This is a genomic window from Ectothiorhodospiraceae bacterium BW-2, assembly GCA_008375315.1.
In the GTDB taxonomy this organism is placed as follows: Bacteria; Pseudomonadota; Gammaproteobacteria; order Thiohalomonadales; family Thiohalomonadaceae; genus BW-2.
On sequence record CP032507.1, the window covers coordinates 278,129 to 304,894 of the forward strand.

Consider the following 26,766-nt stretch of genomic DNA (forward strand, 5'->3'; position numbering starts at 1 on the left):
AAGGTAACTCCTGAACAGGTAAGTGAACGATTAGGTTAAGTATCGACAGCCGGCGCAGCGGCATTAACACCCCCATAAATGGGGCTGGTTCTCCCGTGCGGGGCAGTACCAGAGCTTCTCCTCCCAGCTCACTTTCGGGTCGCGGTTGAAGATAAGCAGATGCGACTCCTCGGCACCACAGCCGTCGGCATAGTCGAGGGTCTGGGTGATACCTTTGGCAATGAGCTCTTCTAAATCACCCCGTTGCAGTTTTAGCTCGACCACTATCCGCTGCACCGGCCCAAAGAAGCCCTGCGCCTCATCCAGCGACCACTCGATAGTGAGGTCGGTGCGCTTACGGCCTAAGGCATATTCGCGCTGAATCCGCCCGCCGCCGTTAATAATCCGCTGCAAAAAGGCCTGCATTAGCAGTTGCGGCCCCGCCTCTTTGTAGTCAAAGCGCTCTATCCAGCCCTCGGCGTTCTCACGGAAGAAGTGTTGGAAGGCTTTGAGGAGTTTGACCATATTCAGTCGCCGGTCGGGGTGGAGGTACCACACCTGCTCCTGATTGGCGATATGGTCTGGGTGAGCAAGGTCAGCTAACGCGAAATAACTTACACGATAGATGCGATTGCTAATGCGCAGCGAGGGGCGCGACACCACTAAACCCAAATCTTCGCAATATTGGCGGTCATCCGTGGAACCGGCTGCTCTAACTCATCCACCCCTGCCAGTAAGGGGCAATCACTCGCCGCACCCGCTCCTCTTGCAGCTTGTGCGCTAACTGGTCGAGGTGGGTGGCGCGGGATTGAATCAGCCGCTCACGGGCGGCCTGATAGTGTTGCAAGGTAATGGTTTGGCTGCGGTCGCGCAACGCCACCTCTTCCCAAGTCAGTTCGTGGCCGAGCGCATTGACAAGCCACGGCTGTCCGGCGGTGTCGAGCCACAGCTCGGCAAAAATGCCCTCTTCAAAGGGCTGGCCGGTCGCTTCGGTGTGCTGCTGATAGAGTTGGCGGCATTCGACTTCGTTGAAATTGCCCATCGTGAGCGACTTAGCCTTAATGTTAAAGGCGCTGCCGCCGGTGATAATCTCGCCGCTGCTCTGGTGGATGCGGTAATCTTTTAAGTCGCGCACGCCGCAGAGCAGCACCGAGTGGGGAAAGGCGTGCGGGCGCTGGGTGTAGCCGGTGCGCAGTTGGCGCAGCAGGGAGACTAGCGTATCGCCAATGAGGGCATCGACCTCATCCAGTAGCAGCACAATCGGACGGTCGCTGCGCTGGCACCAGAAATTGAGCAGGGCTTGTAGCTGCTGATGCGGTGTCTTTTCCGAACCCTCCTGTTTTAACCACGCCAGAAGTTGGTTGTCTCCCCGATCCATCGCCACAGTTTCCGCGATAGCCAGACAGATGGTTTTAATTCCTGCTCCCACATCATTGCGTGCGGTCTGCGCCGTTTCAATGTTGACATAGAGGGCACTATAACGCCCTTCCGCATTGAGCCGCTCGACCATCGCCAGCAGGGTGGTGGTCTTCCCCGTCTGGCGGGGGGCGTGGAGCAGAAAGTAGCGTTTTTGGTCAATCAGATGGTGAATCTCTGCCCAATGAACGCGCTGCATCGGGTCGAGCGTATAGTGATCGGCGGCAATCTGCGGCCCTGCGGTGTTAAAAAACTTCTCCACTCCTCTCATCCTCTCTGTTTTTCGCCTAAAACCGGCGGTTTGGCGCCGAACTGTAGCAGATAGCGATCCTGATTCTCTTCTCTAACCCGACCGATATCGGTTAGCGCGTAGTGGTTAAACACCATAAGGTAACTCCTGAACAGGTAAGTGAACGATTAGGTTAAGTATCGACAGCCGGTGCAGCGGCATTAACACCCCCATAAATGGGGCTGGTTCTCCCGTGCGGGGCAGTACCAGAGCTTCTCCTCCCAGCTCACTTTCGGGTCGCGGTTGAAGATAAGCAGATGCGACTCCTCGGCACCACAGCCGTCGGCATAGTCGAGGGTCTGGGTGATACCTTTGGCAATGAGCTCTTCTAAATCGCCCCGTTGCAGTTTTAGCTCGACCACTATCCGCTGCACCGGCCCAAAGAAGCCCTGCGCCTCATCCAGCGACCACTCGATAGTGAGGTCGGTGCGCTTACGGCCTAAGGCATATTCGCGCTGAATCCGCCCGCCGCCGTTAATAATCCGCTGCAAAAAGGCCTGCATTAGCAGTTGCGGCCCCGCCTCTTTGTAGTCAAAGCGCTCTATCCAGCTTTCGGCGTTCTCGCGGAAGAAGTGTTGGAAGGCTTTGAGGAGTTTGACCATGTCAAGCCGCCGCTCGGCGGTGAGGTACCACTGCTGCTGTTGGTGGGTGATGTTCTGCTGCATCACAATCGACAGCTCGCGTGGAATCACCTCTTGGTAGATGCGGTTGCTGATATGGACCATCGGGTGGCGCCGAATCAGCCCTAAATCTTCGCAATATTGCAGGTCATCGGCGGCTTGCTGGATGCTATCCCCTTCGCCCGCTACAATCGGTGCTATCACCCCATGCACGCGCGGTTCACACAGTTTGTCTGACAACTGATCGAGGTGGGTGGCGCGGGATTGAATCAGCCGCTCACAGGCGGCCTGATAGTGTTGCAAGGTAATGGTTTGGCTGCGGTCGCGCAACGCCACCTCTTCCCAGGTCAACTCATGGCCGAGCGCATTGACCAGCCACGGCTGTCCGGCGGTATCGAGCCACAACTCGGCAAAAATGCCCTCTTCAAAGGGCTGGCCGGTCGCCTCAGTGTGCTGCTGATAGAGTTGGCGGCATTCGACTTCGTTGAAATTGCCCATCGTGAGCGACTTAGCCTTAATGTTAAAGGCGCTGCCACCGGTGATAATGTCGCCGCTGCTCTGGTGGATGCGGTAATCTTTTAAGTCGCGCACGCCGCAGAGCAGCACCGAGTGGGGAAAGGCGTGCGGGCGTTGGGTGTAGCCGGTGCGCAGTTGGCGCAGCAGGGAGACTAGCGTATCGCCAATAAGGGCATCGACCTCATCGAGCAGCAGCACAATCGGCTTCGGGTGGTGCAGACTCCACTGCTCCAGTAGATTCAGAATCAGCCCATGGTTCTCCTCGTGATGGGTTTGCGCCTCCAGCCAGTGCAGCAGTGAATCGTCGCGCAGTGTGAGGCGTACCGTTCGGGCAATGGCATGGGCGATGGTGTAATGGCCAATCGCCACTTGATTTCGTGCCGTCTGCGCCGCTTCGATGTTGACATAGAGCGTGGTATAACGCCCCTCGGCGTTCAACTGTTCGACGATGGCCAGCAGGGTGGTGGTTTTCCCCGTCTGGCGGGGGGCGTGGAGCAGAAAGTAGCGTTTTTGGTCAATCAGATGGTGAATCTCTGCCCAATGAACGCGCTGCATCGGGTCGAGCGTATAGTGATCGGCGGCAATCTGCGGCCCTGCGGTGTTAAAAAACTTCTCCACTCCTCTCATCCTCTCGGTTTTGCGCCTAAAACCGGCGGTTTGGCGCCGAACTGTAGCAGATAGCGATCCTGATTCTCCTCTCTAACCCGACCGATATCGGTTAGCGCGTAGTGGTTAAACACCATAAGGTAACTCCTGAACAGGTAAGTGAACGATTAGGTTAAGTATCGACAGCCGGCGCAGCGGCATTAACACCCCCATAAATGGGGCTGGTTCTCCCGTGCGGGGCAGTACCAGAGCTTCTCCTCCCAGCTCACTTTCGGGTCGCGGTTGAAGATAAGCAGATGCGACTCCTCGGCACCACAGCCGTCGGCATAGTCGAGGGTCTGGGTGATACCTTTGGCAATGAGCTCTTCTAAATCACCCCGTTGCAGTTTTAGCTCGACCACTATCCGCTGCACCGGCCCAAAGAAGCCCTGCGCCTCATCCAGCGACCACTCGATAGTGAGGTCGGTGCGCTTACGGCCTAAGGCATATTCGCGCTGAATCCGCCCGCCGCCGTTAATAATCCGCTGCAAAAAGGCCTGCATTAGCAGTTGCGGCCCCGCCTCTTTGTAGTCAAAGCGCTCTATCCAGCCCTCGGCGTTCTCACGGAAGAAGTGTTGGAAGGCTTTGAGGAGTTTGACCATATTCAGTCGCCGGTCGGGGTGGAGGTACCACACCTGCTCCTGATTGGCGATAGTGGTCTGGGTGATCCAGGTCAGCTCACGCGGAATCACTTCACGATAGATGCGATTGCTAATGCGCAGCGAGGGGCGCGACACCACTAAACCCAAATCTTCGCAATATTGGCGGTCATCCCGTGGAACCGGCTGCTCTAACTCATCCACCCCTGCCAGTAAGGGGGCAATCACTCGCCGCACCCGCTCCTCTTGCAGCTTGTGCGCTAACTGGTCGAGGTGGGTGGCGCGGGATTGAATCAGCCGCTCACGGGCGGCCTGATAGTGTTGCAAGGTAATGGTTTGGCTGCGGTCGCGCAACGCCACCTCTTCCCAAGTCAGTTCGTGGCCGAGCGCATTGACAAGCCACGGCTGTCCGGCGGTGTCGAGCCACAGCTCGGCAAAAATGCCCTCTTCAAAGGGCTGGCCGGTCGCTTCGGTGTGCTGCTGATAGAGTTGGCGGCATTCGACTTCGTTGAAATTGCCCATCGTGAGCGACTTAGCCTTAATGTTAAAGGCGCTGCCGCCGGTGATAATCTCGCCGCTGCTCTGGTGGATGCGGTAATCTTTTAAGTCGCGCACGCCGCAGAGCAGCACCGAGTGGGGAAAGGCGTGCGGGCGCTGGGTGTAGCCGGTGCGCAGTTGGCGCAGCAGGGAGACCAGTGTATCGCCAATGAGGGCATCGACCTCATCGAGTAGCAGCACAATCGGACGGTCGCTGCGCTGGCACCAGAAATTGAGCAGGGCTTGTAGCTGCTGATGCGGTGTCTTTTCCGAACCCTCCTGTTTTAACCACGCCAGAAGTTGGTTGTCTCCCCGATCCATCGCCACAGTTTCCGCGATAGCCAGACAGATGGTTTTAATTCCTGCTCCCACATCATTGCGTGCGGTCTGCGCCGTTTCAATGTTGACATAGAGGGCACTATAACGCCCTTCCGCATTGAGCCGCTCGACCATCGCCAGCAGGGTGGTGGTTTTGCCGGTCTGGCGCGGCGCATGGAGCAGAAAGTAGCGCTGGCTGTCGATAAGATAGCTCAGCTCCGCCCAGTTGAGCCGCATAAGTGGCGGCAGGGTGTAGTTCAGCTCCGCCTTTTGCGGCCCAGCGGTGTTAAAAAATTTATCCATTCATCTCATCCTCTCTGTTTTTCACCTAACCGGTAGATGGTGGATAGCGCGACTCTAAAAAATATCGCGATCCGGGGCTCAGCCCATGGGTGCCACCCGTTCCGTCAATCGGGGCGATGAACAAGGCCGATTGGTTTCAGTATCGACAGCCGGCGCAGCGGCATTAACACCCCCATAAATGGGGCTGGTTCTCCCGGGCGGGACAGTACCAGAGCTTCTCCTCCCAGCTCACTTTCGGGTCGCGGTTGAAGATAAGCAGATGCGACTCCTCGGCACCACAGCCGTCGGCATAGTCGAGGGTCTGGGTGATACCTTTGGCAATGAGCTCTTCTAAATCGCCCCGTTGCAGTTTTAGCTCGACCACTATCCGCTGCACCGGCCCAAAGAAGCCCTGCGCCTCATCCAGCGACCACTCGATAGTGAGGTCGGTGCGCTTACGGCCTAAGGCATATTCGCGCTGAATCCGCCCGCCGCCGTTAATAATCCGCTGCAAAAAGGCCTGCATTAATAGCTGCGGCCCCGCCTCTTTGTAGTCAAAGCGCTCTATCCAGCTTTCGGCGTTCTCGCGGAAGAAGTGTTGGAAGGCTTTGAGGAGTTTGACCATGTCGAGCCGCCGCTCGGCGGTGAGGTACCACTGCTGCTGTTGGTGGGTGATGTTCTGCTGCATCACAATCGACAGCTCGCGTGGAATCACCTCTTGGTAGATGCGGTTGCTGATATGGGCCATCGGGTGGCGCCGAATCAGCCCTAAATCTTCGCAATATTGCAGGTCATCGGCGGCTTGCTGGATGCTATCCCCTTCGCCCGCTACAATCGGTGCTATCACCCCATGCACGCGCGGTTCACACAGTTTGTCTGATAACTGATCGAGGTGGGTGGCGCGGGATTGAATCAGCCGCTCACGGGCGGCCTGATAGTGTTGCAAGGTAATGGTTTGGCTGCGGTCGCGGAGTGCGCTCTCCTTCCAAGTCAGTTCGTGGCCGAGCGCATTGACAAGCCACGGCTGTCCGGCGGTATCGAGCCACAACTCGGCAAAAATGCCCTCTTCAAAGGGCTGGCCGGTCGCCTCAGTGTGCTGCTGATAGAGCTGACGGCATTCGACTTCGTTAAAGTTGCCCATCGTTAGGGATTCGGCTTTGATATTAAAGGCGCTGCCGCCGGTGATGATGTCGCCACTGCTCTGGTGGATGCGGTAATCTTTTAAGTCGCGCACGCCGCAGAGCAGCACCGAGTGGGGAAAGGCGTGCGGGCGTTGGGTATAACCGGTGCGCAGTTGGCGCAGCAGGGAGACTAGCGTATCGCCAATGAGGGCATCGACCTCATCTAATAGCAGGACTATCGGCTTAGGGTGGTGCAGGCTCCACCGCTCTAGCAGATTAAAGACCAGCCCGTGGTGACTCTCCCCATGGTGGGGCTGCGCCTCCAGCCAATCGAGCAGTGAGCTATCGTGCAATGTGAGACGCGCTGATCGGGCAATGGCATTAGCAACCGTATAGTTACCAATCGTGATCTGATTCCGCGCCGTCTGCGCCATTTCAATGTTGACATAGAGGGCACTATAACGCCCTTCCGCATTGAGCCGCTCGACCATCGCCAGCAGGGTGGTGGTTTTGCCGGTCTGGCGCGGCGCATGGAGCAGAAAGTAGCGCTGGCTGTCGATAAGATAGCTCAGCTCCGCCCAGTTGAGCCGCATGAGTGGCGGTAATGTGTAGTTCAGCTCCGCCTTTTGCGGCCCAGCGGTGTTAAAAAATTTATCCATTCATCTCATCCTCTCTGTTTTTCACCTAACCGGTAGATGGTGGATAGCGCGACCCTAAAAAACATCGCGATCCGGGGCTGCTGCCCCGGAATCCAGCCCATGGGTGCCACCCGTTCCGTCAATCGGGGCGATGAACAAGGCCGATTGGTTTAAGTATCGACAGCCGGCGCAGCGGCATTAACACCCCCATAAATGGGGCTGGTTCTCCCGGGCGGGGCAGTACCAGAGCTTCTCCTCCCAGCTCACTTTCGGGTCGCGGTTGAAGATAAGCAGATGCGACTCCTCGGCACCACAGCCGTCGGCATAGTCGAGGGTCTGGGTGATACCTTTGGCAATGAGCTCTTCTAAATCGCCCCGTTGCAGTTTTAGCTCGACCACTATCCGCTGCACCGGCCCAAAGAAGCCCTGCGCCTCATCCAGCGACCACTCGATAGTGAGGTCGGTGCGCTTACGGCCTAAGGCATATTCGCGCTGAATCCGCCCGCCGCCGTTAATAATCCGCTGCAAAAAGGCCTGCATTAGCAGTTGCGGCCCCGCCTCTTTGTAGTCAAAGCGCTCTATCCAGCTTTCGGCGTTCTCGCGGAAGAAGTGTTGGAAGGCTTTGAGGAGTTTGACCATGTCGAGCCGCCGCTCGGCGGTGAGGTACCACTGCTGCTGTTGGTGGGTGATGTTCTGCTGCATCACAATCGACAGCTCGCGTGGAATCACCTCTTGGTAGATACGGTTGCTGATATGGACCATCGGGTTGCGCCGAATTAGCCCTAAATCTTCGCAATATTGCAGGTCATCGGCGGCTTGCTGGATGCTATCCCCTTCGCCCGCTACAATCGGTGCTATCACCCCATGCACGCGCGGTTCACGCAGTTTGTCTGACAACTGATCGAGGTGGGTGGCGCGGGATTGAATCAGCCGCTCACGGGCGGCCTGATAGTGTTGCAAGGTAATGGTTTGGCTGCGGTCGCGCAACGCCACATCTTCCCAGGTCAACTCATGGCCGAGCGCATTGACAAGCCACGGCTGTCCGGCGGTATCGAGCCACAACTCGGCAAAAATGCCCTCTTCAAAGGGCTGGCCGGTCGCTTCGGTGTGCTGCTGATAGAGTTGGCGGCACTCCGCTGCGCTGAAATTGCCCATCGTGAGCGACTTAGCCTTAATGTTAAAGGCGCTGCCACCGGTGATAATGTCGCCGCTGCTCTGGTGGATGCGGTAATCTTTTAAGTCGCGCACGCCGCAGAGCAGCACCGAGTGGGGAAAGGCGTGCGGGCGTTGGGTATAACCGGTGCGCAGTTGGCGCAGCAGGGAGACTAGCGTATCGCCAATGAGGGCATCGACCTCATCTAGTAGCAGGACTATCGGCTTGGGGTGAACCGAAGCCCACCAGCTTAACAGGGCACTAAATCGCTGCATCGCTTCCGCTTCAGCAATGATTTGATGCCCTGCGCTGGCATCAATCAGATGGGGTGCCGTGGCGCGAATACTCTGCAACAGGGCATCGCAGAACTGCCGATCGCCGAGTTCGGCATTCTGTCGTGCCACCTGCGACCGCTCTAAATTGACATAGAGGGCACTATAACGCCCTTCCGCATTGAGCCGCTCGACCATCGCCAGCAGGGTGGTGGTTTTGCCGGTCTGGCGCGGCGCATGGAGCAGAAAGTAGCGCTGGCTGTCGATAAGATAGCTCAGCTCCGCCCAGTTGAGCCGCATGAGTGGCGGCAGGGTGTAGTTCAGCTCCGCCTTTTGCGGCCCAGCGGTGTTAAAAAATTTATCCATTCATCTCATCCTCTCTGTTTTTCACCTAACCGGTAGATGGTGGATAGCGCGACTCTAAAAAATATCGCGATCCGAGGCTGCTGCCCAGAATCCAGCCCATGGGTGCCACCCGTTCCGTCAATCGGGGCGATGAACAAGGCCGATTGGTTTAAGTATCGACAGTCGGCGCAGCGGCATTAACACCCCCATAAATGGGGCTGGTTCTCCCGTGCGGGGCAGTACCAGAGCTTCTCCTCCCAGCTCACTTTCGGGTCGCGGTTGAAGATAAGCAGATGCGACTCCTCAGCACCACAGCCGTCGGCATAGTCGAGGGTCTGGGTGATACCTTTGGCAATGAGCTCTTCTAAATCGCCCCGTTGCAGTTTTAGCTCGACCACTATCCGCTGCACCGGCCCAAAGAAGCCCTGCGCCTCATCCAGCGACCACTCGATAGTGAGGTCGGTGCGCTTACGGCCTAAGGCATATTCGCGCTGAATCCGCCCGCCGCCGTTAATAATCCGCTGCAAAAAGGCCTGCATTAGCAGTTGCGGCCCCGCCTCTTTGTAGTCAAAGCGCTCTATCCAGCCCTCGGCGTTCTCGCGGAAGAAGTGTTGGAAGGCTTTGAGGAGTTTGACCATATTCAGTCGCCGGTCGGGGTGGAGGTACCACACCTGCTCCTGATTGGCGATGGTGGTCTGGGTGATCCAGGTCAGCTCACGCGGAATCACTTCGCGATAGATGCGATTGCTAATGCGCAGCGAGGGGCGCGACACCACTAAACCCAAATCTTCGCAATATTGGCGGTCATCCAGTGGAACCGGCTGCTCTAACTCATCCACCCCTGCCAGTAAGGGGGCAATCACTCGCCGCACCCGCTCCTCTTGCAGCTTGTGCGCTAACTGGTCGAGGTGGGTGGCGCGGGATTGAATCAGCCGCTCACGGGCGGCCTGATAGTGGCGTAGGGTGATGGGTTGGCGGCGGTCGCGGAGTCCCACCTCTTCCCAAGTCAGTTCGTGGCCAAGGGCATTGACAAGCCACGGCTGTCCGGCGGTGTCGAGCCACAACTCGGCAAAAATGCCCTCTTCAAAGGGCTGGCCGGTCGCCTCGGTGTGCTGCTGATAGAGCTGGCGGCATTCGACTTCGTTGAAGTTGCCCATCGTTAGGGATTTGGCTTTGATATTAAAGACGCTGCCGCCGGTGATGATGTCGCCACTGCTCTGGTGGATGCGGTAATCTTTTAAGTCGCGCACGCCGCAGAGCAGCACCGAGTGGGGAAAGGCGTGCGGGCGCTGGGTATAACCGGTGCGCAGTTGCCGCAGCAGGGAGACTAGCGTATCGCCAATGAGGGCATCGACCTCATCTAGTAGCAGGACTATCGGCTTGGGGTGAACCGAAGCCCACCAGCTTAACAGGGCACTAAATCGCTGCATCGCTTCCGCTTCAGCAATGATTTGATGCCCTGCGCTGGCATCAATCAGATGGGGTGCCGTGGCGCGAATACTCTGCAACAGGGCATCGCAGAACTGCCGATCGCCGAGTTCGGCATTCTGTCGTGCCACCTGCGACCGCTCTAAATTGACATAGAGGGCACTATAACGCCCTTCCGCATTGAGCCGCTCGACCATCGCCAGCAGGGTGGTGGTCTTCCCCGTCTGGCGGGGGGCGTGGAGCAGAAAGTAGCGCTGGCTGTCGATAAGATAGCTCAGCTCCGCCCAGTTGAGCCGCATAAGTGGCGGCAGGGTGTAGTTCAGCTCCGCCTTTTGCGGCCCAGCGGTGTTAAAAAATTTATCCATTCATCTCATCCTCTCTGTTTTTCACCGGCTGCTGCCCGGAATCCAGCCCATGGGTGCCACCCGTTCCGTCAATCGGGGCGATGAACAAGGCCGATTGGTTTCAGTATCGACAGTCGGCGCAGCGGCATTAACACCCCCATAAATGGGGCTGGTTCTCCCGGGCGGGGCAGTACCAGAGCTTCTCCTCCCAGCTCACTTTCGGGTCGCGGTTGAAGATAAGCAGATGCGACTCCTCGGCACCACAGCCGTCGGCATAGTCGAGGGTCTGGGTGATACCTTTGGCAATGAGCTCTTCTAAATCGCCCCGTTGCAGTTTTAGCTCGACCACTATCCGCTGCACCGGCCCAAAGAAGCCCTGCGCCTCATCCAGCGACCACTCGATAGTGAGGTCGGTGCGCTTACGGCCTAAGGCATATTCGCGCTGAATCCGCCCGCCGCCGTTAATAATCCGCTGCAAAAAGGCCTGCATCAGCAGTTGCGGCCCCGCCTCTTTGTAGTCAAAGCGCTCTATCCAGCCCTCGGCGTTCTCGCGGAAGAAGTGTTGGAAGGCTTTGAGGAGTTTGACCATATTCAGTCGCCGGTCGGGGTGGAGGTACCACACCTGCTCCTGATTGGCGATGGTGGTCTGGGTGATCCAGGTCAGCTCACGCGGAATCACTTCGCGATAGATGCGATTGCTAATGCGCAGCGAGGGGCGCGACACCACTAAACCCAAATCTTCGCAATATTGGCGGTCATCCAGTGGAACCGGCTGCTCTAACTCATCCACCCCTGCCAGTAAGGGGGCAATCACTCGCCGCACCCGCTCCTCTTGCAGCTTGTGCGCTAACTGGTCGAGGTGGGTGGCGCGGGATTGAATCAGCCGCTCACGGGCGGCCTGATAGTGGCGTAGGGTGATGGGTTGGCGGCGGTCGCGGAGTCCCACCTCTTCCCAAGTCAGTTCGTGGCCAAGGGCATTGACAAGCCACGGCTGTCCGGCGGTGTCGAGCCACAACTCGGCAAAAATGCCCTCTTCAAAGGGCTGGCCGGTCGCCTCGGTGTGCTGCTGATAGAGCTGGCGGCATTCGACTTCGTTGAAGTTGCCCATCGTTAGGGATTTGGCTTTGATATTAAAGACGCTGCCGCCGGTGATGATGTCGCCACTGCTCTGGTGGATGCGGTAATCTTTTAAGTCGCGCACGCCGCAGAGCAGCACCGAGTGGGGAAAGGCGTGCGGGCGCTGGGTATAACCGGTGCGCAGTTGCCGCAGCAGGGAGACTAGCGTATCGCCAATGAGGGCATCGACCTCATCTAGTAGCAGGACTATCGGCTTGGGGTGAACCGAAGCCCACCAGCTTAACAGGGCACTAAATCGCTGCATCGCTTCCGCTTCAGCAATGATTTGATGCCCTGCGCTGGCATCAATCAGATGGGGTGCCGTGGCGCGAATACTCTGCAACAGGGCATCGCAGAACTGCCGATCGCCGAGTTCGGCATTCTGTCGTGCCACCTGCGACCGCTCTAAATTGACATAGAGGGCACTATAACGCCCTTCCGCATTGAGCCGCTCGACCATCGCCAGCAGGGTGGTGGTCTTCCCCGTCTGGCGGGGGGCGTGGAGCAGAAAGTAGCGTTTTTGGTCAATCAGATGGTGAATCTCTGCCCAATGAACGCGCTGCATCGGGTCGAGCGTATAGTGATCGGCGGCAATCTGCGGCCCTGCGGTGTTAAAAAACTTCTCCACTCCTCTCATCCTCTCTGTTTTTCGCCTAAAACCGGCGGTTTGGCGCCGAACTGTAGCAGATAGCGATCCTGATTCTCCTCTCTAACCAGACCGATATCGGTTAGCGCGTAGTGGTTAAACACCATAAGGTAACTCCTGAACAGGTAAGTGAACGATTAGGTTAAGTATCGACAGCCGGCGCAGCGGCATTAACACCCCCATAAATGGGGCTGGTTCTCCCGGGCGGGGCAGTACCAGAGCTTCTCCTCCCAGCTCACTTTCGGGTCGCGGTTGAAGATAAGCAGATGCGACTCCTCGGCACCACAGCCGTCGGCATAGTCGAGGGTCTGGGTGATACCTTTGGCAATGAGCTCTTCTAAATCGCCCCGTTGCAGTTTTAGCTCGACCACTATCCGCTGCACCGGCCCAAAGAAGCCCTGCGCCTCATCCAGCGACCACTCGATAGTGAGGTCGGTGCGCTTACGGCCTAAGGCATATTCGCGCTGAATCCGCCCGCCGCCGTTAATAATCCGCTGCAAAAAGGCCTGCATTAGCAGTTGCGGCCCCGCCTCTTTGTAGTCAAAGCGCTCTATCCAGCTTTCGGCGTTCTCGCGGAAGAAGTGTTGGAAGGCTTTGAGGAGTTTGACCATGTCGAGCCGCCGCTCGGCGGTGAGGTACCACTGCTGCTGTTGGTGGGTGATGTTCTGCTGCATCACAATCGACAGCTCGCGTGGAATCACCTCTTGGTAGATACGGTTGCTGATATGGACCATCGGGTTGCGCCGAATTAGCCCTAAATCTTCGCAATATTGCAGGTCATCGGCGGCTTGCTGGATGCTATCCCCTTCGCCCGCTACAATCGGTGCTATCACCCCATGCACGCGCGGTTCACGCAGTTTGTCTGACAACTGATCGAGGTGGGTGGCGCGGGATTGAATCAGCCGCTCACGGGCGGCCTGATAGTGTTGCAAGGTAATGGTTTGGCTGCGGTCGCGCAACGCCACCTCTTCCCAGGTCAACTCATGGCCGAGCGCATTGACAAGCCACGGCTGTCCGGCGGTATCGAGCCACAACTCGGCAAAAATGCCCTCTTCAAAGGGCTGGCCGGTCGCTTCGGTGTGCTGCTGATAGAGTTGGCGGCACTCCGCTGCGCTGAAATTGCCCATCGTGAGCGACTTAGCCTTAATGTTAAAGGCGCTGCCACCGGTGATAATGTCGCCGCTGCTCTGGTGGATGCGGTAATCTTTTAAGTCGCGCACGCCGCAGAGCAGCACCGAGTGGGGAAAGGCGTGCGGGCGTTGGGTATAACCGGTGCGCAGTTGGCGCAGCAGGGAGACTAGCGTATCGCCAATGAGGGCATCGACCTCATCCAGTAGTAGGACTATCGGCTTGGGGTGAACCGAAGCCCACCAGCTTAACAGGGCACTAAATCGCTGCATCGCTTCCGCTTCAGCAATGATTTGATGCCCTGCGCTGGCATCAATCAGATGGGGTGCCGTGGCGCGAATACTCTGCAACAGGGCATCGCAGAACTGCCGATCGCCGAGTTCGGCATTCTGTCGTGCCACCTGCGACCGCTCTAAATTGACATAGAGGGCACTATAACGCCCTTCCGCATTGAGCCGCTCGACCATCGCCAGCAGGGTGGTGGTCTTCCCCGTCTGGCGGGGGGCGTGGAGCAGAAAGTAGCGTTTTTGGTCAATCAGATGGTGAATCTCTGCCCAATGAACGCGCTGCATCGGGTCGAGCGTATAGTGATCGGCGGCAATCTGCGGCCCTGCGGTGTTAAAAAACTTCTCCATTCCTCTCATCCTCTCGGTTTTGCGCCTAAAACCGGCGGTTCGGAATCTGTAACTGATGTGACGCAAACTCAAGTCCACAGGCCCTCTATTCCCCTCTACCGCAAACGGGCGAGGGGCGATAGAAGCGGCGCTGGCAGAGCCGTTTGTCGATATGCGGAATCATCCAGAGCAGCAGTTAAGGGCACGCTTCGACCGCAGTGATGGTCATCCCCCTCGACAAAAAACAATACTCCAGAGCAGGCGGCGGCGCAACCCTTCTGTTTCACCTTGGCGGGCGTGGCCAATCTAGCTCTGCACCGAGGCCCGTATCTCTGGTGGGTTGATCGCGCTCGTGGGTTAATGGGCGCGGAGTGGGGGAAGGCTAGGGGGCGTTGGGGGTAGCCGGTGCGCAGTTGGCGCAGCAGGGAGACTAGCGTATCGCCAATGAGGGCATCGACCTCATCGAGCAGCAGCACAATCGGCTTCGGGTGGTGCAGACTCCACTGCTCCAGTAGATTCAGAATCAGACCATGGCTCTCCTCGTGATGGGTTTGCGCCTCCAGCCAGTGCAGCAGTGAATCGTCGCGCAGTGTGAGGCGTACCGTTCGGGCAATGGCATGGGCGATGGTGTAATGGCCAATCGCCACTTGATTTCGTGCCGTCTGCGCCGCTTCGATGTTGACATAGAGCGTGGTATAACGCCCCTCGGCGTTCAACTGTTCGACGATGGCCAGCAGGGTGGTGGTTTTCCCCGTCTGGCGGGGGGCGTGGAGAAGAAAGTAGCGTTTTTGGTCAATCAGATGGTGAATCTCTGCCCAATGAACGCGCTGCATCGGGTCGAGCGTATAGTGATCGGTGGCAATCTGCGGCCCTGCGGTGTTAAAAAACTTCTCCATTCCTCTCATCCTCTCTGTTTTTCGCCTAAAACCGGCGGTTCGGAACCCATCATGCGTTCACTTAGAAGCACCCGTTATATGATGAGGTCGGGTGGTCGAGCCACTGCCATTCATCCGATTCAATGCTTGTGGAATTTTTATTGAGTTAAAATTATAAACAGACTCAATACCAAGAAACCCTAAATCAACAGTTAAAATGTTCTTTTTATCTACCATATTCCAATGGTCTTTGTTTCGTTTGCTCGGTTGCATCTATGAGTATATTTTCGATATTACTTTTTTCAAAAAACTCTTTAAACTCAATGGGATCCTTAAATTTTCTAATCGGCATACATTCTAACTCATTTAATGCGTGCTCCAAAACAGAGAGACCAAATGCTTGAACTTTGTGCGCATAAGATGGTGATATTCCAGCCACAAAACCTAAGTTATCATAAGTTAACCCACTCTTTAAACTGAACAGCGTAAAAAATAAAAGCTCCTCTGTGTTTTTGATACAGAATTCATCACCAATTTTAATCGTATTTTTAAGTGATTTCGATTCGATAATGCTCAAGTGGCTTTTTTCGAAAGTTTCCAAAATCAAGTAAAACTGCTTTTTCTTTATGCCAGTAGCAGCAGCCCAACCTCTATCAGTATTTAACTCTGATGTGCTAAATTTCATCAATAACACCTTTCAAAAAATTGTTTAAAAAATTAATTATAAACCATATAATTTGGCTAGGAAACAACTTTAATAACCGCTTCGCTGGTCGCCTCATCGGCCAGCACCAGACGCGGTTTATGCGGTAGGGCCCGGGCAATCGCCCCACGCTGCTGCTGACCTCCGGATAGCTGATGCGGCAGCCGCGCTAACAGAGGTAACAGCCCGAGTCGGTCAATCAGGTCATCGCGAAAAGCTGTATCAAGCCGACCACAGTTACCACTGCCACTTTCGCCTAGTAAGGCGGCAGAACAGCCGGTGTCAAGTCTGAGATCAACACCGTCAAGTACACGAAGGTGACCGTCAGGTTGGTGGAATGTTTTGCAGAGTTTTATCAGTTGCAGCAGGGTTTAAGGTATAACTCATGCAGAACCCGTTGCGCGCCCTCTTCTGCTCATTTCATCGTCACTGAAGTCTTGTTGTTAAAAAGCCAAACAACAATGCTGATCTATTTTAGCATCTTTTCCTCCTTGTTATTTATCTAAGATATTGAATTAAATTAAGATTTCTTATTCAAATTATCCACCATTACCCAAATACGCTAGTGGTGCCATACCGGAGACTATTTAGTCAGGCACTTAATTGGTTGCCTTTTTCCTACAGTCGCTCCATATTACCTCACCTACACAGTGAAAATGTAATATACGCACCGGCAATTCTGCAATACACGGAAACTATCCCTGTTGCCAGATATAGCATACAATTCAGGATAGTTTGGTTGTCAAAGACAACATACCTAGTAACAAAGATGAAACAAAATCTATTGAGGATATTTATGAACAAAGTACTTATTGTCTTAACATCACACGACCAACTCGGTGATACCGGCGAAAAAACAGGCTTTTGGCTGGAGGAGTTTGCCGCCCCATACTACCAACTTATAGATGCGGGTGTGCAGGTAACACTGTGCTCACCCGAAGGTGGTCAACCTCCTCTTGATCCGAAAAGCCATGAACCCACTTTTCAAACTAAAGAGACACACCGGTTTGACAATGATCCGATCGCTCAAGCAGAGCTAGCCAATACCGCGAAGTTATCTGAAATGAAGGTAGAAGATTTCGATGCTGTTTTTTATCCGGGCGGTCATGGTCCGTTATGGGATCTGCACAATGACCCAAACTCCATTAAACTGATAGAAGGCTTCATTTCTGCTAAAAAGCCTGTTGCCGCAGTGTGCCATGCTCCGGCAGTTCTGCTAAACGCTAAGGATGAAAATGGTGATCCCTTGGTTAAAGGCAAGAGAGTCACTGGGTTTAGTAACTCAGAAGAAGAAGCGGTACAGTTAACAAATGTCGTACCCTATCTGGTTGAAGATAAGCTAAACGAACTAGGTGGGTTCTACCAAAAAGTCGAAGATTGGGGCTCGCTGGCTGTTGTTGATGGTTTGGTTATCACAGGACAAAATCCTGCCTCTTCAGCTGCTGTGGCAGAAGCCCTGCTTAAATCTCTTAACTAACACAAAATTGATTTAGCCATGGAGTATATTGTTCCGAGAGGATACAACTATAAGGAGACCAAATGATGCAAATCAGACAACTTTTTGATAGTGATACCAGCACATTCACCTACCTGCTGTGGGATGAACAGACACGAGAGTCTGCTATTATTGATTCAGTTCGGGAGCAATTTGAGCGTGATAGCACCCTGATTGATGAATTAGGACTGACCCTTAAATATGCATTGGAAACCCATATTCACGCTGATCATATCACTGCTTCAGGGTTGTTACGGCAGCGATTTGGTGCTGTGATCGCGCTACATAAAAACAGTCAGGCTAGCTGCGCAGATGAGCTTCTGATCGATAACCAAATTCTGTATTTAGGCAATCAGACTATTGAAGTCATTGCTACTCCAGGCCACACCAATACTGATGTCAGCTACAAAATTAATGGCGCAGTATTCACCGGAGATGCATTAATGATTCGTGCCTGTGGCCGCACCGACTTCCAATCTGGTGATAGTCGTCAACTCTATCACTCCATCACCCAAAAGATCTTTAAACTCCCTGCCGAAACAGCAGTCTATCCCGGTCACGACTACAATGGCCGAACCGCGTCAACTATTGAAGAAGAGAGGGCTTATAACCCCTATTTTACTGGTGTAAACGAAGCGGCTTTTATTCAAAAAATGGCTAATCTGAATCTCCCTCAACCTAAGCGTATCGATATTGCTGTACCGGGTAACGAGGTTTGTGGACTAGAATTAGAACGATCTGCTTAAGATCAATCCGTTTGCTTACTTGATGACGCTACAGCGTTATGCCCATCAGATCAATCGTCATCTAGAGTTGTGATTCCCTTGGAACTATCAGCAGACGCTGGAACTGAAGAAGTTGCGAGGGAGTTGGCAACTAGCAGAACAGCAGGCGGTCACTTCACAAGGCCAGGGCTCCGGTGTAAGATGGGCTGATGGTCTGTCGGCTAGCGTAGGCTAGTGATGACTTACTGATTTATGCTGTTCTATTGTACAGCCAAGACTGCGATGTTTATGGCAGCAAGCAATGCGGGCGAATGGGTTAGATGTGATAGAGCAACAGAAACGACTGATGAAAATGAGTAATAATAGTTCCTGCCTAAACTGATTAGGATTTAAATTTGAACGAGGCGGTGCCCACTCCTCCCGCACAATCATGTTGGATGAGCTTCGCCTGCTGTTTGCCTGTATCGATAACCCCCCTGAGTGTCAAGATACCCTGAGACCACCCCTGACGAGAGATGAATGTAGAATCAGGGGGCAACAGAGGAGCAATTAACAGATACACACTATAGCTCACCGGGAAGAGACAGAGTTTGGTGATTTTGGTCAATTTTTTAAGTTGCAAGGCTACTATGTACAGGTAACACCGATTAAAATAGCTCCATGTATCGAGTCTGTCCAAATTGTGGTCACCAAACCGAGCAGCCGTTAACAGATCGCTGCCCTACTTGTGGGGTTGTCTTTAAAAAATGGTTAAAAAACCGCTTTCGAACCGAACCGGTTACTGAGAATCGCGCGGCAAGTAAAATCCGATGGCCCCTCCCTTCGCTCTTACAGCCGCCAAAACCGGTAAACCAGGCAACACTTACTGGCTATCTGCTGCTATACATCGCACTCATCGTTTGGTGTGTTCAGTTCATTCAAATGGAGTATTACCACCTCGATTTCGGCTACCGTTACGATATACCGGTACCCGACATCGGCTAGTCGTTTATGCACAATGTGAATCTAATTTTTCATGAAGCCGGCCATGTGCTGTTCCGCCCCTTCGGCCACTTTATGACGGTACTCGGCGGCTCACTGTTTCAGGTACTAATGCCCCTGATAGTGATGCTGGTCTTTTTAATTAAGGAAGACAATCCCTTCGCCGCCTCAGTCGGGCTCTGGTGGGCCGGACAGAGTCTGATGGATATTGCCCCTTACATTAACGATGCCCGCAATGGCCAGCTAATGCTGCTCGGCGGTGTCACCGGTCAAGAGACGATCGGCTACCACGACTGGGAGACGCTGCTGACAATGATGCATGCGATGGAATGGGATCACACCTTAGCCGACTGGGTCGATAGCACCGGTGTGATATGGATGGTTCTGGCCTGGTGCTGGGGCGGACTCGTGCTATGGCGCTATTTTCACAAAAGCTCGCCTCAGTGTTTTGGCGCACGCATCAAATGAACTAGCATATATGCCAATTATAAAATTTAATTATCCAACTGAATTTAAAGAGTTTTTTGAGAAAAAAATACCGAAGAACAAGACCGAAATGTTCACATTTATCAGCACTAATCTATGGAGGAACTAGGAGTGAACGAGTATCATAAGATTCAGACGGTATATCTACGCGATCCTGCAACGAAACATAAAACATTACTTGAAGGTCAATTCGCCAAACCAGAATTTGAATACTTGAAAAATAATATATGGGTATTCACCGAAAAAGTTGATGGTACGAATATCCGTGTTCAATGGGACGGAGATCATGTCTCGTTCGCCGGAAAAACTGACCATGCTGAGACGCCGAAGTTTTTGCTTGATAAACTTGATGAACTCTTTACGGCTGAGGCGTTTGCTATGCATAAACTCCCACCACTGTGTTTGTATGGCGAAGGGTATGGAGCCAAAATTCAGAAAGGGGGTGGCAACTATATTCCCGATGGGGTCAGCTTCATCTTATTCGATATCAATATTGATGGCATTTGGCTTGAGCGTCAGAATGTTGAAGACATCGCTCAAAAACTGGTCATTGATAGTGTGCCTATGATTGGGGAGGGAACCTTACTTGAAGGCATTGAGAGGGTCAAAAATGGCTATGATTCCAGATTACGGCTTACGCCTCCGGAAGGGCTTGTCATGCGTCCAAAGGTTGAGCTGGTTAATCGGCGCGGTGAACGAGTAATCACCAAAATAAAAATAAATGATTTCGAGCAAGAAGTACGAACAGACGCTTGCCGTTGACCGATAAGTATATGAGGAGATGGGTCGGAGACGGTAACGGTGATATCGAGCTGCTGTAACGGCAGATCACAATTGAGACTGGGGTTATTCATCATGGAACTCCTGTTGAGCTCCTAGTGAGTTAGCCTTAGCGTAAAGAGTTTTTCTTTGGGGTTGCGACAGAGTCGGTTAAACTAGCCTCTGACATGACACTGCCTCCTTTTGGCGATGGGTGTTGTGTCACTTGTGTATTGGGAAGCCTTACCGGTTTTGGCTCTTAGCTGACGAAACGATAAACAAGGCCTGAACATCAATGCCTCAAACAAATAGCATACCTTTAGAACCATTGATGCCTGCATCACTCTCTCGTGAGCAACAAAGTGGTTTATTACGAATCAAAGAGCAGTTTAATTCTTTAATGTCGAGTCTTATGCACATTCAAGATTTTGATTTAAGCGTTATTTACCCAGAAACAGATGATCTTTTTGAGCTGTATGAGCAGTTAACCGATCTAAAAAAGTGTCTTGATAGCTTTCGTCCATTAACCACTAATCAGGTGAAAAATATTACTGAAGTTTTTGATACTGAATACACTTACGAATCGAATGCTATAGAAGGGAATACACTGACCCTTATGGAAACCGAAATGGTCATTCATCGAGGAATGACTATTAGCGGAAAGCCATTAAAAGATCATCAGGAAGCGATTAACCATAGAGATGCTATTCAGCTTATTAGAGAGTTAGCTCGTCATGAGACAGAGTTTAACCAAAATGTGCTATTACAAATCCACGCTATTATTTTGTCAGGCATAGATAGGGAAAATGCAGGGATGTATCGAAGAGAGCGAGTACGCATTGCAGGGAGTCGCCATATTTGCCCGAATTATTTAAAAATACCGCAACTTATGGAAGAGTATTTTCACTATTATGAAGCGAATAGAATTAACACTCATCCAGTTGAGTTAGCGAGCAATCTTCATGAAAAATTAGTAACGATTCATCCGTTTATTGACGGTAATGGAAGAACTGCCAGATTAGTCATGAATCTCATTCTACTTAAAAATGGTTATCCTATTACCGTGATTCACTCAGATAGAGATCAAAGATTGGCGTACTATAATGCTTTAGAAACCGCTCAAATATCAGAGACGGGTGACAACAGTCACTTTCAACGACTCATTGCGAAGTATGTAAAAAAGTGGCTTTTTCAATATCTAAATCTACTCTCTGATAATGGGAATACGGAAACAGAGAATAGGGGGTACTATTTTTTTCAAAAAATAGAGCCTTATTTGTAGGTATTAAATCAAATTAACTATACTTTACGCGGCTGATTTATGAACCTATAATTTAGCGTATTCCCTAAACAGGTCTTGTTCATCTCCTCGTCAGCTCCTCTCCACCTCTCCCCGCTGGGGGAGGCGAAGAGGAAAGGCGAGGGAGTCATGCCTCATGAGGGTGACGAGACGATGAACAAGGCCCAAATGGGAGAATTACCCTTACCCAGAAGAGGAAGAGGGCATGCTAATTCTAACTTCATGAAATCATTAGTTGTCCCGGCTTAAGTTGGTAGCCCATGATCTCAATGTTTTTCAACGGTACTTCAATAAATCGGTAAGGGCTGGCACCTATCCAGTATTCTCCCTATAGTATATCTCGCGCCGGTGCAGTAGTCTGACAAAAGCCACTTCAATACTATTCATACAGGTAATGCCCGCCAATCAGCAGGACTCTCCGGTGCCTCATTTCGAGCTGGCTCACGAATCAGTACATCAGCCGAAATACAGCAATTCAGGGGCAGCTCCATAACCGACTAACTTCATAAACTTACATTGGCAAAAAAATTATTTTTTCCAGCAAAAATAGCCCATATATCTCCAATTTTGAGAGGTAACCGCATGTCAACTGCACGAAAATCAGCTTCGAACCAATCCGTCCGGTCTAAAAAAAGAATCGGAATAAACGTAAATTACAGCGCAAAGATGTCGTCTATCAACTCCACCTGACCATCACACACTTCTTTCCTGCTCTCTTTGAGCAGATGAGAGAGCTGGATGAGTGCCGGACATCTACTAATTATGATTTGGCGGCTCTTATTACGGCCTGCATTGCCATGTTTCTCTTTAAAGCCGGTTCTCGTAATGAAATGAATAATCTGCGCGAAGAGAAACGCTTTCGCAAAAACTACCAGCGGTTGTTCAAAATGCCGCTACCTCATATGGATACCGTCGATAATGTCATGCGACAACTCACGGAGGATCAACTGCAAAAACTGACTCAATCCATGGTTAGGGCGCTGTTGAAAAAGAAGATATTCCACAATCAACGGCTGTTTGGTGAATGGTTTGTCATTGCGGTGGATGCGAGCGGGATTCATAGTTTTACAGAGTGTCCCCATGAACAGGCGCTGCACAAAGACTACAGCAGCGGTAAAAGTAGCTGGCATAACATGGTTTTAGAGGCCAAACTGATTACCGCTAACGGCTTCGCCATCTCCATTGCCACAGAGTGGCTGGAAAACCCCGAAGAGGGCAACTATGACAAACAGGATTGTGAGCGTAAGGCATTCAAACGCCTAGCAAAAAAGTTGAAATCGGCGTTTCCGCGTCTACCCATCTGTCTGGTTGCCGATGGACTCTATCCTTATCAGGGATTCTTCGAAATTTGCTCAGAGTATGGTTGGGGCTGGATAGTCACCTTCAAGGATGGCAATCTGCCATCTGTTTGGGAAGAGGTTAAATCCTTGTGCCAGTTAACATCCGGCAATCAACGAAAAATCATTCTACGGCAACAGGATAATGTCATTGAGCAAAACTATACATGGATTAACGATATTGACTATCATGGCGTGAAACTACACTGGCTGGAATGCATAGAGACAACCACCGACAAAGAGGGGCAGATAATTGAAAATCGGTTCGTTCACATTAGCTCCTATCCCATCAACTGGAATACGGCACCGGAATTGAGCCGTACCGGACGCTTACGCTGGAAAATAGAGAACGAAGGCTTTAATACCCAAAAAAATCATGGATATGCATTAGAGCACAAATTTTCACGGGTGAGTTATCTGGCGACCAAGAATTACTACCAGTGCTTGCAAATAGCTCACATCATCAATCAGTTACTGGTATTTAGCAAGACATTTCAAAGTGTTATGCAGGGGAAGATGACCTTAAAGCGCATCTGGGGAAAGATGATTGCCGTTATGACTGAACGAAAACTGTCGGTAACGAAATTAGCCCAACTCACCGGGCGCCCCTGCCAGATTCGACTCATCAATTAAAAGACGATGGAGATCCCCGCTCCGAAATTCGGGATAACCCTCATTACACACTGGAGACAAGCTCACTCAACACCGCTGTACAATTTGAAATAGTTGACTTTTCAACAAGGAAATGTTGAGAAGAGGGGGGGTATTGTCGCCAAGAAAGCAAGGCTATGTAGTGATGCTGGTTTGGCGGTGACTCTGAATTGCTGCCGAAATACCTAACCCTTGAGTCAGTCTTCTAATCATGCTAATGCTTAACGGACGCTTTCGGTTCAGCACATCAGAGACCTTAGAAGCCGAACCGATATAGGGAATGAGCTCTCTTTGACTCATCTCCATCTGATCCATACGAAAACGAATAGCATCAATTGGATCGGGGGGATCAACCGGGTATTGTTGCTGCTCATAGTGCTCTATTAACAGAGCCAACAGCTCCAACTCATCTGCTTGAGGGCTATTTTCTACCGGGTCAAGTTGCATCAGTGTCATTAGGCGGTTAAGCGCCTGTTCATGTTCAGCCCCTGACTTAATCACTCTCATCTGTTGCATAACCAACCCTCTTAAAACTGCTTTTGACTATACTCAGCATGGGGTACCTACCCACTCAATCACCACCATACCATGACGATATTGCACCTGTACGACCAGTCGGTAGTGGTTACCCTTAATATTAAAAATCACCCTGTTGTCAGCCAAAAAATCAGCACTACGATAGCGCTCTTTTATATCTTGCGGCGTTTGCCAGTGGCTTCGTTGCGCCTCATCAAACCACGCTTGTAGTGCTCTTTTCGAGTTGGCATGTCTCTGCCAAAACTTAACCAGCTTGTCTCGTCCGAATAGTCTCATTATAGCCCCAAATCATAACCCAAAGTTCCCAATTTGGGAATGGTCACAAATAAAATTCAGGCGCTTTTTTTGCGTTTTAATCCGTCAAGACAGACTTGCCCAACGGTTAGGCATTAGCCTGAGCTGTTAATTGCTCTCTCAAAAAATCCTTTAATAACCCATCTCGCTGTGCCGCACAGCGTGCCGCGAGCCCAATAGCGGCATACCGATTTGCGGGTTAAGCCAAAAAAAATAGCGCCGACCAGCTAAAACACCCTTGTTAACAGGCCTCTTTTGCAACACAAACAGCTCTCAAACCGTAACTACTCAGGGGGGGTAAGATAGTAAAAAAAATCGTAACTATTCAGGGGTGAATTTCCATAAACTCTGGCCACTTTCCATTGTAGAGCAGTCGCAAAGCCTCAGCTGGGGATACCCCATTCTTCTGGCAGGTAGAGAGGTAGCTGCGAATTCTGGCAAACATCATAGCTCCCTCCTTTGAGCGGAAACATCCGTAACCTTACGCCACCATAGCGTGACGGCCTCGGAGCCGGCCTGATAGACTTAGAGAGCGGCAAAATCCGGTCAATTTGTCGTAGTGGTTGAGCAGATAGCGGATCGCTTTGCCCAGCGGACTGTTTTCCTCGACATCGCCACTCTCAATCTGCGCCTCGCCCCACTGTTTGAGCTGCGCCATCAGCGGCAGTGAGTGCTGCTGATGGTAAGCCAGCCGCTCTGCCGGGGTGTACTTCTCCTCCTTGCAGTGAGCATCGTGGTGCCACACCGGGTCGTAGAGCGCTAACACCCATGGGCCGTTATCCGGATGCAGCTCTGCCACATCCACAAACCCCCGCCTACAGTGGCTGTTGCAGAATGTATCGTGTCGCTGTGTTTCATCCAGCACCGTAGGCAGATTGCGACTGAGCGCATCGCACATGATAGTGGGTTTGGGTAACCCAGGATGGCGCAGACGCAGAATCTCATCGATCAACTCTCCGGCATGGCCGATATCGGTCTGGTAGAGCACGATTTGTTGGCCACTCTCCAGTGTCGCGATTAAGCCGGAAGTGAAAGTACCGCTGCGGGGTTTAAGTTGACCGCTCCGTCTGTCAGGCTTCAGAATCGTGCCCTGATTCAAAATCCGGTTGGGTGTGTCATCCAGATGGCACTATTTTACCAAATTTGAGAGGAGTTGGCGTAGTTGTTGTGCCTTAACAGCAATTCAGAGTCACCGCCAAACCAGCATCACTACATAGCCTTGCTTTCTTGGCGACAATACCCCCCCTCTTCTCAACATTTCCTTGTTGAAAAGTCAACTATTTCAAATTGTACAGCGGTGTTGAGTGAGCTTGTCTCCAGTGTGTAATGAGGGTTATCCCGAATTTCGGAGCGGGGATCTCCATCGTCTTTTAATTGATGAGTCGAATCTGGCAGGGGCGCCCGGTGAGTTGGGCTAATTTCGTTACCGACAGTTTTCGTTCAGTCATAACGGCAATCATCTTTCCCCAGATGCGCTTTAAGGTCATCTTCCCCTGCATAACACTTTGAAATGTCTTGCTAAATACCAGTAACTGATTGATGATGTGAGCTATTTGCAAGCACTGGTAGTAATTCTTGGTCGCCAGATAACTCACCCGTGAAAATTTGTGCTCTAATGCATATCCATGATTTTTTTGGGTATTAAAGCCTTCGTTCTCTATTTTCCAGCGTAAGCGTCCGGTACGGCTCAATTCCGGTGCCGTATTCCAGTTGATGGGATAGGAGCTAATGTGAACGAACCGATTTTCAATTATCTGCCCCTCTTTGTCGGTGGTTGTCTCTATGCATTCCAGCCAGTGTAGTTTCACGCCATGATAGTCAATATCGTTAATCCATGTATAGTTTTGCTCAATGACATTATCCTGTTGCCGTAGAATGATTTTTCGTTGATTGCCGGATGTTAACTGGCACAAGGATTTAACCTCTTCCCAAACAGATGGCAGATTGCCATCCTTGAAGGTGACTATCCAGCCCCAACCATACTCTGAGCAAATTTCGAAGAATCCCTGATAAGGATAGAGTCCATCGGCAACCAGACAGATGGGTAGACGCGGAAACGCCGATTTCAACTTTTTTGCTAGGCGTTTGAATGCCTTACGCTCACAATCCTGTTTGTCATAGTTGCCCTCTTCGGGGTTTTCCAGCCACTCTGTGGCAATGGAGATGGCGAAGCCGTTAGCGGTAATCAGTTTGGCCTCTAAAACCATGTTATGCCAGCTACTTTTACCGCTGCTGTAGTCTTTGTGCAGCGCCTGTTCATGGGGACACTCTGTAAAACTATGAATCCCGCTCGCATCCACCGCAATGACAAACCATTCACCAAACAGCCGTTGATTGTGGAATATCTTCTTTTTCAACAGCGCCCTAACCATGGATTGAGTCAGTTTTTGCAGTTGATCCTCCGTGAGTTGTCGCATGACATTATCGACGGTATCCATATGAGGTAGCGGCATTTTGAACAACCGCTGGTAGTTTTTGCGAAAGCGTTTCTCTTCGCGCAGATTATTCATTTCATTACGAGAACCGGCTTTAAAGAGAAACATGGCAATGCAGGCCGTAATAAGAGCCGCCAAATCATAATTAGTAGATGTCCGGCACTCATCCAGCTCTCTCATCT

Annotated in this window: 20 protein-coding genes and 2 pseudogenes; 6 read left to right on the top strand and 16 right to left on the bottom strand. The window is 52.0% G+C overall.

Annotation, left to right across the window (positions count from 1 at the left end; translation table 11 throughout):
* Nucleotides 1-63 precede the first annotated feature (63 nt).
* The 11 genes and pseudogenes from D5085_01185 to D5085_01235 all read right to left on the bottom strand — a co-directional run bounded on the left by D5085_01185 (nt 64) and on the right by D5085_01235 (nt 15,952).
* Nucleotides 64-1,657 (bottom strand): annotated as a pseudogene (locus tag D5085_01185) (ATP-binding protein).
* Nucleotides 1,658-1,845: 188 nt separating this feature from the next.
* Nucleotides 1,846-3,438 (bottom strand): ATP-binding protein, encoded by a 1,593-nt coding sequence (locus D5085_01190; GenBank protein ID QEP41882.1) that lies wholly within the window; start codon nt 3,436-3,438, stop codon nt 1,846-1,848.
* A 188-nt stretch (nt 3,439-3,626) separates the two neighbouring features.
* Nucleotides 3,627-5,222, bottom strand: a complete 1,596-nt coding sequence (locus D5085_01195; GenBank protein QEP41883.1) for an ATP-binding protein — start codon at nt 5,220-5,222, stop codon at nt 3,627-3,629.
* A 163-nt stretch (nt 5,223-5,385) separates the two neighbouring features.
* The gene (locus D5085_01200) at nt 5,386-6,981 is read right to left on the bottom strand and encodes an ATP-binding protein (protein ID QEP41884.1); all 1,596 of its coding nucleotides are present in this window, start codon (nt 6,979-6,981) and stop codon (nt 5,386-5,388) included.
* Nucleotides 6,982-7,158: 177 nt separating this feature from the next.
* Nucleotides 7,159-8,751, bottom strand: a complete 1,593-nt coding sequence (locus D5085_01205; GenBank protein ID QEP41885.1) for an ATP-binding protein — start codon at nt 8,749-8,751, stop codon at nt 7,159-7,161.
* A 176-nt stretch (nt 8,752-8,927) separates the two neighbouring features.
* Nucleotides 8,928-10,523, bottom strand: coding sequence for an ATP-binding protein (locus D5085_01210; protein QEP41886.1), 1,596 nt, complete (start codon nt 10,521-10,523; stop codon nt 8,928-8,930).
* Nucleotides 10,524-10,650: 127 nt separating this feature from the next.
* Complete coding sequence (locus tag D5085_01215; GenBank protein ID QEP45004.1) at nt 10,651-12,246, bottom strand: ATP-binding protein; 1,596 nt, start codon at nt 12,244-12,246, stop codon at nt 10,651-10,653.
* 188 nt (nt 12,247-12,434) lie between these two features.
* The gene (locus D5085_01220) at nt 12,435-14,027 is read right to left on the bottom strand and encodes an ATP-binding protein (GenBank protein QEP41887.1); all 1,593 of its coding nucleotides are present in this window, start codon (nt 14,025-14,027) and stop codon (nt 12,435-12,437) included.
* A 95-nt stretch (nt 14,028-14,122) separates the two neighbouring features.
* Nucleotides 14,123-14,911 carry an ATP-binding protein gene (locus tag D5085_01225; protein ID QEP41888.1) on the bottom strand — a complete coding sequence of 263 codons (789 nt, stop codon included), beginning with the start codon at nt 14,909-14,911 and terminating at the stop codon, nt 14,123-14,125.
* Between the two features lie 196 nt (nt 14,912-15,107).
* Entirely contained in the window at nt 15,108-15,566 is a 459-nt protein-coding gene (locus tag D5085_01230; GenBank protein QEP41889.1) for a transposase family protein, read from the bottom strand.
* Nucleotides 15,567-15,622: 56 nt separating this feature from the next.
* Nucleotides 15,623-15,952, bottom strand: coding sequence for an ATP-binding cassette domain-containing protein (locus D5085_01235; GenBank protein QEP45005.1), 330 nt, complete (start codon nt 15,950-15,952; stop codon nt 15,623-15,625).
* A 428-nt stretch (nt 15,953-16,380) separates the two neighbouring features.
* Here D5085_01235 and D5085_01240 point away from each other — a divergent pair, with 428 nt between their 5' ends.
* Both D5085_01240 and D5085_01245 read left to right on the top strand, forming a co-directional pair.
* Complete coding sequence (locus D5085_01240; protein QEP41890.1) at nt 16,381-17,061, top strand: type 1 glutamine amidotransferase domain-containing protein; 681 nt, start codon at nt 16,381-16,383, stop codon at nt 17,059-17,061.
* A 65-nt stretch (nt 17,062-17,126) separates the two neighbouring features.
* Complete coding sequence (locus D5085_01245) at nt 17,127-17,825, top strand: MBL fold metallo-hydrolase (GenBank protein QEP45006.1); 699 nt, start codon at nt 17,127-17,129, stop codon at nt 17,823-17,825.
* 361 nt (nt 17,826-18,186) lie between these two features.
* Here D5085_01245 and D5085_01250 read toward each other — a convergent pair whose 3' ends face one another.
* Nucleotides 18,187-18,426: a hypothetical protein gene (locus D5085_01250; GenBank protein QEP41891.1), complete on the bottom strand. Its 240-nt coding sequence runs from the start codon at nt 18,424-18,426 to the stop codon at nt 18,187-18,189.
* A 368-nt stretch (nt 18,427-18,794) separates the two neighbouring features.
* Here D5085_01250 and D5085_01255 point away from each other — a divergent pair, with 368 nt between their 5' ends.
* From D5085_01255 to D5085_01270, 4 genes are all read left to right on the top strand, one after another.
* Nucleotides 18,795-19,253, top strand: coding sequence for a hypothetical protein (locus tag D5085_01255; GenBank protein ID QEP41892.1), 459 nt, complete (start codon nt 18,795-18,797; stop codon nt 19,251-19,253).
* Between the two features lie 114 nt (nt 19,254-19,367).
* Nucleotides 19,368-20,033: a hypothetical protein gene (locus D5085_01260; protein ID QEP41893.1), complete on the top strand. Its 666-nt coding sequence runs from the start codon at nt 19,368-19,370 to the stop codon at nt 20,031-20,033.
* 409 nt (nt 20,034-20,442) lie between these two features.
* The gene (locus D5085_01265) at nt 20,443-21,312 is read left to right on the top strand and encodes a Fic family protein (protein ID QEP45007.1); all 870 of its coding nucleotides are present in this window, start codon (nt 20,443-20,445) and stop codon (nt 21,310-21,312) included.
* A gap of 743 nt (nt 21,313-22,055) precedes the next feature.
* Nucleotides 22,056-23,300 carry a hypothetical protein gene (locus tag D5085_01270; protein ID QEP41894.1) on the top strand — a complete coding sequence of 415 codons (1,245 nt, stop codon included), beginning with the start codon at nt 22,056-22,058 and terminating at the stop codon, nt 23,298-23,300.
* 153 nt (nt 23,301-23,453) lie between these two features.
* Here the strand turns inward: D5085_01270 and D5085_01275 are convergent, their stop codons facing one another.
* The 4 genes and pseudogenes from D5085_01275 to D5085_01290 form a co-directional block, all read right to left on the bottom strand.
* Nucleotides 23,454-23,834, bottom strand: a complete 381-nt coding sequence (locus tag D5085_01275) for a hypothetical protein (GenBank protein ID QEP41895.1) — start codon at nt 23,832-23,834, stop codon at nt 23,454-23,456.
* An 11-nt stretch (nt 23,835-23,845) separates the two neighbouring features.
* Nucleotides 23,846-24,131 (bottom strand): annotated as a pseudogene (locus D5085_01280) (type II toxin-antitoxin system HigB family toxin).
* A 499-nt stretch (nt 24,132-24,630) separates the two neighbouring features.
* Complete coding sequence (locus tag D5085_01285) at nt 24,631-25,272, bottom strand: hypothetical protein (GenBank protein ID QEP41896.1); 642 nt, start codon at nt 25,270-25,272, stop codon at nt 24,631-24,633.
* A gap of 247 nt (nt 25,273-25,519) precedes the next feature.
* The gene (locus tag D5085_01290) at nt 25,520-26,764 is read right to left on the bottom strand and encodes a hypothetical protein (GenBank protein QEP41897.1); all 1,245 of its coding nucleotides are present in this window, start codon (nt 26,762-26,764) and stop codon (nt 25,520-25,522) included.
* Between the last annotated feature and the right edge of the window lie 2 nt (nt 26,765-26,766).